Origin of the sequence: Corynebacterium sp. HMSC034E11 (assembly GCF_001835905.1) — a bacterium.
GTDB classification, from domain to species: domain Bacteria; phylum Actinomycetota; class Actinomycetes; order Mycobacteriales; family Mycobacteriaceae; genus Corynebacterium; species Corynebacterium coyleae.
Genome location: NZ_KV826372.1, coordinates 1 through 5,698 on the forward strand (window position 1 = coordinate 1; position 5,698 = coordinate 5,698).

At 53.8% G+C, this 5,698-nt stretch carries 7 protein-coding genes; 2 read left to right on the plus strand and 5 right to left on the minus strand.

Features of this window, described 5'->3' with window-relative positions; all coding sequences use genetic code 11:
• Window positions 1-146 precede the first annotated feature (146 nt).
• From HMPREF2690_RS00795 to HMPREF2690_RS00815, 5 genes are all read right to left on the minus strand, one after another.
• Window positions 147-941, minus strand: coding sequence for a hypothetical protein (locus tag HMPREF2690_RS00795; protein ID WP_070819889.1), 795 nt, complete (start codon window positions 939-941; stop codon window positions 147-149).
• The gene (locus HMPREF2690_RS00800; RefSeq protein WP_070819890.1) at window positions 922-1,821 is read right to left on the minus strand and encodes an ABC transporter ATP-binding protein; all 900 of its coding nucleotides are present in this window, start codon (window positions 1,819-1,821) and stop codon (window positions 922-924) included. Before HMPREF2690_RS00800 ends, HMPREF2690_RS00795 begins: the two co-directional genes overlap by 20 nt.
• Window positions 1,822-1,896: 75 nt before the next feature.
• Window positions 1,897-2,286: a hypothetical protein gene (locus HMPREF2690_RS00805; RefSeq protein ID WP_070484664.1), complete on the minus strand. Its 390-nt coding sequence runs from the start codon at window positions 2,284-2,286 to the stop codon at window positions 1,897-1,899.
• A 52-nt stretch (window positions 2,287-2,338) separates the two neighbouring features.
• Window positions 2,339-2,764, minus strand: coding sequence for a hypothetical protein (locus HMPREF2690_RS00810; RefSeq protein ID WP_070484661.1), 426 nt, complete (start codon window positions 2,762-2,764; stop codon window positions 2,339-2,341).
• 11 nt (window positions 2,765-2,775) lie between these two features.
• Window positions 2,776-3,174 (minus strand): hypothetical protein, encoded by a 399-nt coding sequence (locus HMPREF2690_RS00815; protein ID WP_141760973.1) that lies wholly within the window; start codon window positions 3,172-3,174, stop codon window positions 2,776-2,778.
• A gap of 315 nt (window positions 3,175-3,489) precedes the next feature.
• Here HMPREF2690_RS00815 and HMPREF2690_RS00820 point away from each other — a divergent pair, with 315 nt between their 5' ends.
• Together HMPREF2690_RS00820 and HMPREF2690_RS00825 are read left to right on the plus strand one after the other, a co-directional pair.
• Window positions 3,490-4,578 carry a sensor histidine kinase gene (locus HMPREF2690_RS00820; RefSeq protein WP_141743394.1) on the plus strand — a complete coding sequence of 363 codons (1,089 nt, stop codon included), beginning with the start codon at window positions 3,490-3,492 and terminating at the stop codon, window positions 4,576-4,578.
• Between the two features lie 12 nt (window positions 4,579-4,590).
• Window positions 4,591-5,241: a response regulator gene (locus HMPREF2690_RS00825; RefSeq protein ID WP_070484653.1), complete on the plus strand. Its 651-nt coding sequence runs from the start codon at window positions 4,591-4,593 to the stop codon at window positions 5,239-5,241.
• Window positions 5,242-5,698 lie beyond the last annotated feature (457 nt).

Here is a 5,698-nt window from a genome sequence, read left to right on the forward strand (position 1 = left end):
CGTTCAAATCCGGCAGGTACAGCGTGGCCAGGGTGGTGACCAGCTGGAGCACGATCACCAGTGCAATCTTGCCGCTGTACCGCTTGCCAAAGCGCGCGGTGAGGCGGATGAGATCCATCTAGTCTCCTGAATTCACAAAAACGGTCTTACCTCGCAGCTCGATCACGCTGCGTGCCAACCACGGCAGTGACCAGAGCCAAAAGTGCCAGAACCATAGTTGGGATAGCGAATCGTCTCTCGGGCTCAAAGTCCACCCACTTTCCAAGCGAAACGTGAGGCAACCACTTCGAAGCATGTTCGGACAGCATTGAAGCTAACAGGGGTTCTGCAACGACGAAATAAGCTACGAGTGCAACCAAAACGACGACCCACCGTCTTAGCAGTGTTGCTGCCGCAAATGCGATCACGGCAACGGTGGCGTAGAGAATGGATCCGCCCAGGATGACGGTACCAAGGGGCGCTTCGGGGGTGAGGCTTGGTACTTCGGCTTGCCTCAAACCTGCCGTCAACCCAGCGATCGATAATGCGGTTAGGATTGCTCCGGTTATTAACGACAAAAGTACTAGAGATAGCGCCCGAACGGCGAAGATCGTTCTCAAACGCCGCGCCGCGACCGCAATATTGAGCAGAGCGCCCGATGAGAGCTCGCTTCCAGCGAAAAGAACGCCGTGGAGTGAAGCCGCAAGTGGCGCTAGTAGATAGATCGAGGTTGCGGCGAGATCCAGCTTCTCCGGATCTTCTGAGTCGGGCCCGAGTGCTGCCGTGGTGTCGATCGAGACCGCACCGGCATCTGAGGAGGCCCCGCTTGATGCCATGACTGCGGCGTATGACAACAGTGCGGTTAGTAACGACACAACTACGAGTAGAGCAAAGACTCCCGGATGAAGTAACCACCTTCTGGTTTCGACTTTGACCACCGTCTTACGGTCTGCCGTGTGCATGAAACTGATCCTCCAAAGTGTGCTTCTTCGTCTCCAGATTCAAGACCGGAATGGAGTGCTCCTCCATTAGGGTCCGTAGGGTTTCGACATTCTGATCGTCCACCTCCAGCACGCCAGGGTTGTGTGAGCCAGTTCGGACAAGTCGATGATCAATGATGGAACTGATCGCCTCACTCAATTCCGGCGGATAATGTACTAAGAGAGTTTTCGCTTCCCCCACGTAGCTAGCGAGCTCACCAGCAAAAATCATTCTTCCGCGTTCCAGGTGGATGATGTGGGAGCAAAGGGTTTGAATTTCATTGAGGTCGTGGCTTGAGATTAAGACAGTGCGTTCGTCAGTTGGTAACTGCTCTATGAGGTTTCGCATAAGCAGGCGCCCCTGGGGATCTAAACCGTTCATTGGTTCGTCAAGAATGGTAAGGAGTGAACCATTAATCAAAGCGGCACCAATTTGCACCCGTTGACGGTTTCCAAGCGATAGCGTCCGAACTTTTCTCGACGAATACTCACCCAACGACAGGGATTTAATTACGTCCTTGACTTCCTCGTCCGTTCGCCCAGTAAGTTGACCAAGGTATGTCAAAGTTCGTTTGACTGACCAGCGCGGCCAAAGCGCCATTGCGTCGATTGCAGCTCCAGTCCCGCTCCCTATAGTTTCGCTGGAGGCGAGGTTTTTCCCGAAGAACTCGATTTCCCCGTGGGAAGGGCGTTCGACTCCGGCAATAAGGCGTAGAAGTGTGGACTTTCCGCTACCGTTCGACCCCACAAGACCCACTACTGTCCCTGCGGGGACCTCTACATTGATGTCATCGAGTGCGAGAGTCGAACCATACCTCTTGCTAAGATTAGAAAGCTTTACAGCGACTTGAGGTGTTTTCATCTAAGTACCATTCGTAGGCAAGTAGCCCCGCTTGTAAGTGGGGCTACTTCGTAGGTGGTTAGGGCGCAGCTTTAGCTAGTTGCCGTAGCTGGCGCAGACGTAGAAACCGATGCTGATGCAGCCTCCCATTCGCGGATCAAGTTCCGGTCGAACCTTGAGCAGGGGACCCTCAGCCTCACGACCATCCTCGGGTAGCTCGAATTCGCGCGTTGTGAATCGCAGTCCGTCAGGAACTGGCACTCCGCGCTCTCGCAAAGTCTCGAGATTGGCGGTCTTTGCAGTAAGCTCCTTCCTTTCCGCATGGGTGGGGAGCTGAGCGACATCGTTGATGTAGCCGATGAACCCATCAGAAGCGATAACTTCGATGAAGTCATCGATTTGCTTCGTGATCGTTTCCTTGTTGATGCGAAGCTCTACCTCGGCGATCTCGCTGTCGATCTTGTTGAACGTGGTATTTACGGACATGGTGAATCCTTTCTGGTATTGCAATGATTTGCTTGGGGGTGAACGAAGGGAGTCATCCGATGTTGGCGAACGAGCGAATTTTCTCGAGCCAGGACTTATTGTCGTTAGTTCCACTGACCAGTCTGAAGTTCACTAGAAGCGAGATTCTGTCTCCGTTAGTGAGATAGAGGTTCAGGGGCTTACCAAGATCCCTAACGAATCCGAGAGAGGGAAATCCGCCTCGGCTACCGCCCGCTGTGAAGCGTCCATACTCGGGTGTGAACTCGACGTCAACATCCTGGATATCAGTGGGCCGCAGAGTCAGCCAGTCACCAAGGACCAATTCCTGCTCGTTGAGAAAGATTTCGCCTTGGTGCGGAAAAAGAGCCGCCTGATTCGCAAGCCCGAACAGTCGTCGACCAGCATCATTCGACTCGAGCTCAGTTTTAGTTGCGCCGTGAAAACTGGCTCTATCCGTGAATTTCTTAGTCGCTTCCACAGGTGCACCTCTTAAGCCAGTGCCGTCTCACTGTCGAACGTGTAGGTCACTTTCCTGACCCCGTCTGACAAGAGTTTCGCCACGCAAAACAGAGTGGGTCGGCCGTCGCCAAACCGCGAACGTTGGATCTTCAGGCCCTCGGGCACATGGATACCTCGATCTTCTAACTCATCTTCGTCGAGGATCGTGCCTCGAACGAACTCGTCTCGTTCCTGAACCGGTAGCGCATACAGTTCTTGCAGCATCGCGACAAACTCGTCCCCGGTCACAAAATCTCTGATCTCGAGAAGCCCCTGTTTTGCTTCCTGTCGGACCATCTCCTGGCTCAATGGGGGCATTGGAGCGTCTTCCTCGATTACCGGGTAGTCGATCCGCTCCATTTCGAACGGGGCAACGTTTTCCTTGTCCAATGTGTACTCCTTTCTATTTCCGATGACTTCAGTGGGGAGGGCGACCGTTTGACCGCCATCCTCAGTTTGAATTACCGGGTCCGATCCGGGTATCAGCCAACTGGACATTTAAATTTGGCCAAGTAGCTATGAATCCTTAGTTGCCCGAGGGTGTGTTGACGAGCTAGAATTGCGCAATGTTCCGCCTGTTTTTTGCTGGTCAAGGATTTTGTGACTAAACGGGGTGTCACTTTGGAGCGCGTAGTCTCAGATTCGGGTGACGATCCCTTTAGGGGTCGGACGTGGAGCGACCTCATCTACCCTGCGTCAATCTGCTTGATCGGTTTCGTCTCACTGAGCGGAGCTAGCGAGCAAAGTCGGGTGGCGTTAATAGCGCTAATCGCATTGATGATCGCGCTGCAATTTCAACGCAAACGATATCCCTTTCTGGTTCTTTTTCCGCCAGCAGTTTGTGCTCTTTTTGTAACTAACGTCTTCTTTCTTCCGACCGTGTTCAACTTGGCACTGCGTAAGCGAGGATGGGGCAGTTTCGCGGCTGTGGTCGCTGCTTTCGTCCTCTGCCGAGTCGGGTGGTCGGATAAGGAAACGATCGTCACTGTTCAGGCGGGTGAGAGGGAAACCAATGATCCAACTATTGCCTGGCTGGTTGAAGGCACGGTTCTCGTCATTGCGCCGTTCCTGGCTGGGCTGGTTATTTCCTACAATAGAAATCTGGTTGAGTCGTACCGGGTGATTGCGCAGCATAAAGAGCTGGAGCGGCAAAGGGTGGCTACAGAGGCCGTCCTCAGGGAGCGAGCCCGGATCGCCAACGAAGCGCACGATCATGTTGGCCATAAGTTAGCGCTGTTGTCACTGCAAGCGGGTGGCCTCGAGGTCAACGCCGAAGCTGGCCCCGACGTGATCAAGGAGAACGCCCAATTGATACGAGAGACCGCGGTAGAGACGTTAGCGGACCTCAGAGTTCTTATTGACCGCTTGGACGATGCGTCGGCTTTCCAGGCCCCCGAAGATTTAGCTGCGATCGTGGCTGAAAATCGGAGAAGCGGGGCCGACATTACGCTAAACACTAGATCGCTTCGCCAGTTGGATGCAATGCCACAGGAAATGCGCCAGCTCGTCTCGCAAGTAGTTCAAGAGGCTCTAGCCAATGCCAGCGTTCATGCTCCACAAAGCCCGATTTCTATTGAACTGAGTGGCAGCGAAGGAGGCGAATTACAAATCTATATCCAGAACTCCGTGCGTGAGGTTGAATCGGGAGATCTAGTTAAGAAGCGCCGTGGGACGGGTTTGAAACGGGTAGAACGGCGAGTAAGCAAGTTCGGTGGCGTTGTGCGGTTTGGAGAGCGGTCCGGTCGCTTTGAACTACACGTTATAGTCCCTTGGCCCAAATCGGTGATCGCATAGGGAGACCATCGGATGATACGTGTGTACCTAGTGGATGATGATCCGATGGTTCGCCGGGGCTTGAAGTTCATACTCCAAGCGACCGACGATATCGAAGTTGTCGGCGAAGCAGGAAGCGGTGCTGAGGCTATTGATCAGCTTCCGAGTCTGCGTCCCGACGTGGTTGTTCTGGACGTCCGGATGCCAAACGTTGGAGGCCTTCAAGTTGCCGAATCGATTCTCAAGGCTGGGCATAGCCAAGCAATATTGATGATGACTGCATTCGATAATGAATCGACCGTCATGGAGGTCCTTGAGGCCGGTGCTATCGGGTTCCTATTGAAAGACGCGCCTCCTGAATCCGTAATCCAAGCAATTAGGGACACCTCCGCTGGCAAGGTCACTCTTTCCCCTCGTCATACTCGCATCCTGCTTGACGCGTACACCCGGGACGGCCAGGTTAATCGGCGGGTTGAAGCTCAACAGGCCCTAGCGGGCCTTAGCAAAAGGGAAACGGAAATAGCGATCTTAGTTGCACAGAGCTTAACTAATCAGGAGATCGCGAGAGCGATGTTGTTATCAACCGCTACGGTCAAAACCCACTTGACGAAGATTTTTGATGAACTCGGAATCGGTAACCGCGTTCAACTGGCACTCTTGGTGAGGGAAGCTGAGCTTATCTGAAGTGCGGCCCTATCCACATTCCTCGGCCTCTGGACTTCTGCTACTTTGTGCAGATCCCCCAGGTTGGGTTATCGTAGCTGACCTCGGGTTTGAGATCCGAAAACCGATCCTGAGAAGGGCGCAGCTAGTAGCAGAATTCCCGACGCGGGCTGGGATGCCTATTACCCGAATCGTGATCGCAGAAGCTGACATGTCGATTTTCACCGTAAAAATCGACATGAAGGCAACGAAATGTCTGTTGATTCGAAATGACGTCGCCCCGACCACGAGTTGTCGATCTAGAAGGTGCCGTCTTGATTAACCCTCGCACTTGTGCGTGGAGTGACCCAGCATGTCTTCCCACTCGACGATCTTCTTGCGCTCACGCGGGAAGGTCGGGTCGGCAGCGCTGCAGTGATACCGACAACCACGGTGAGCACCAACACCGCCGTGACCACCAGCCACGACATACCCGCAT

Bases quoted from the DNA above. Each gene is read 5' to 3' on its own strand.
- HMPREF2690_RS00825 (WP_070484653.1), top strand. From the start codon at position 4,591: ATGATACGTGTGTACCTAGTGGATGATGATCCGATGGTTCGCCGGGGC.
- HMPREF2690_RS00795 (WP_070819889.1), bottom strand. From the start codon at position 941: ATGCACACGGCAGACCGTAAGACGGTGGTCAAAGTCGAAACCAGAAGG.
- HMPREF2690_RS00805 (WP_070484664.1), bottom strand. From the start codon at position 2,286: ATGTCCGTAAATACCACGTTCAACAAGATCGACAGCGAGATCGCCGAG.
- HMPREF2690_RS00800 (WP_070819890.1), bottom strand. From the start codon at position 1,821: ATGAAAACACCTCAAGTCGCTGTAAAGCTTTCTAATCTTAGCAAGAGG.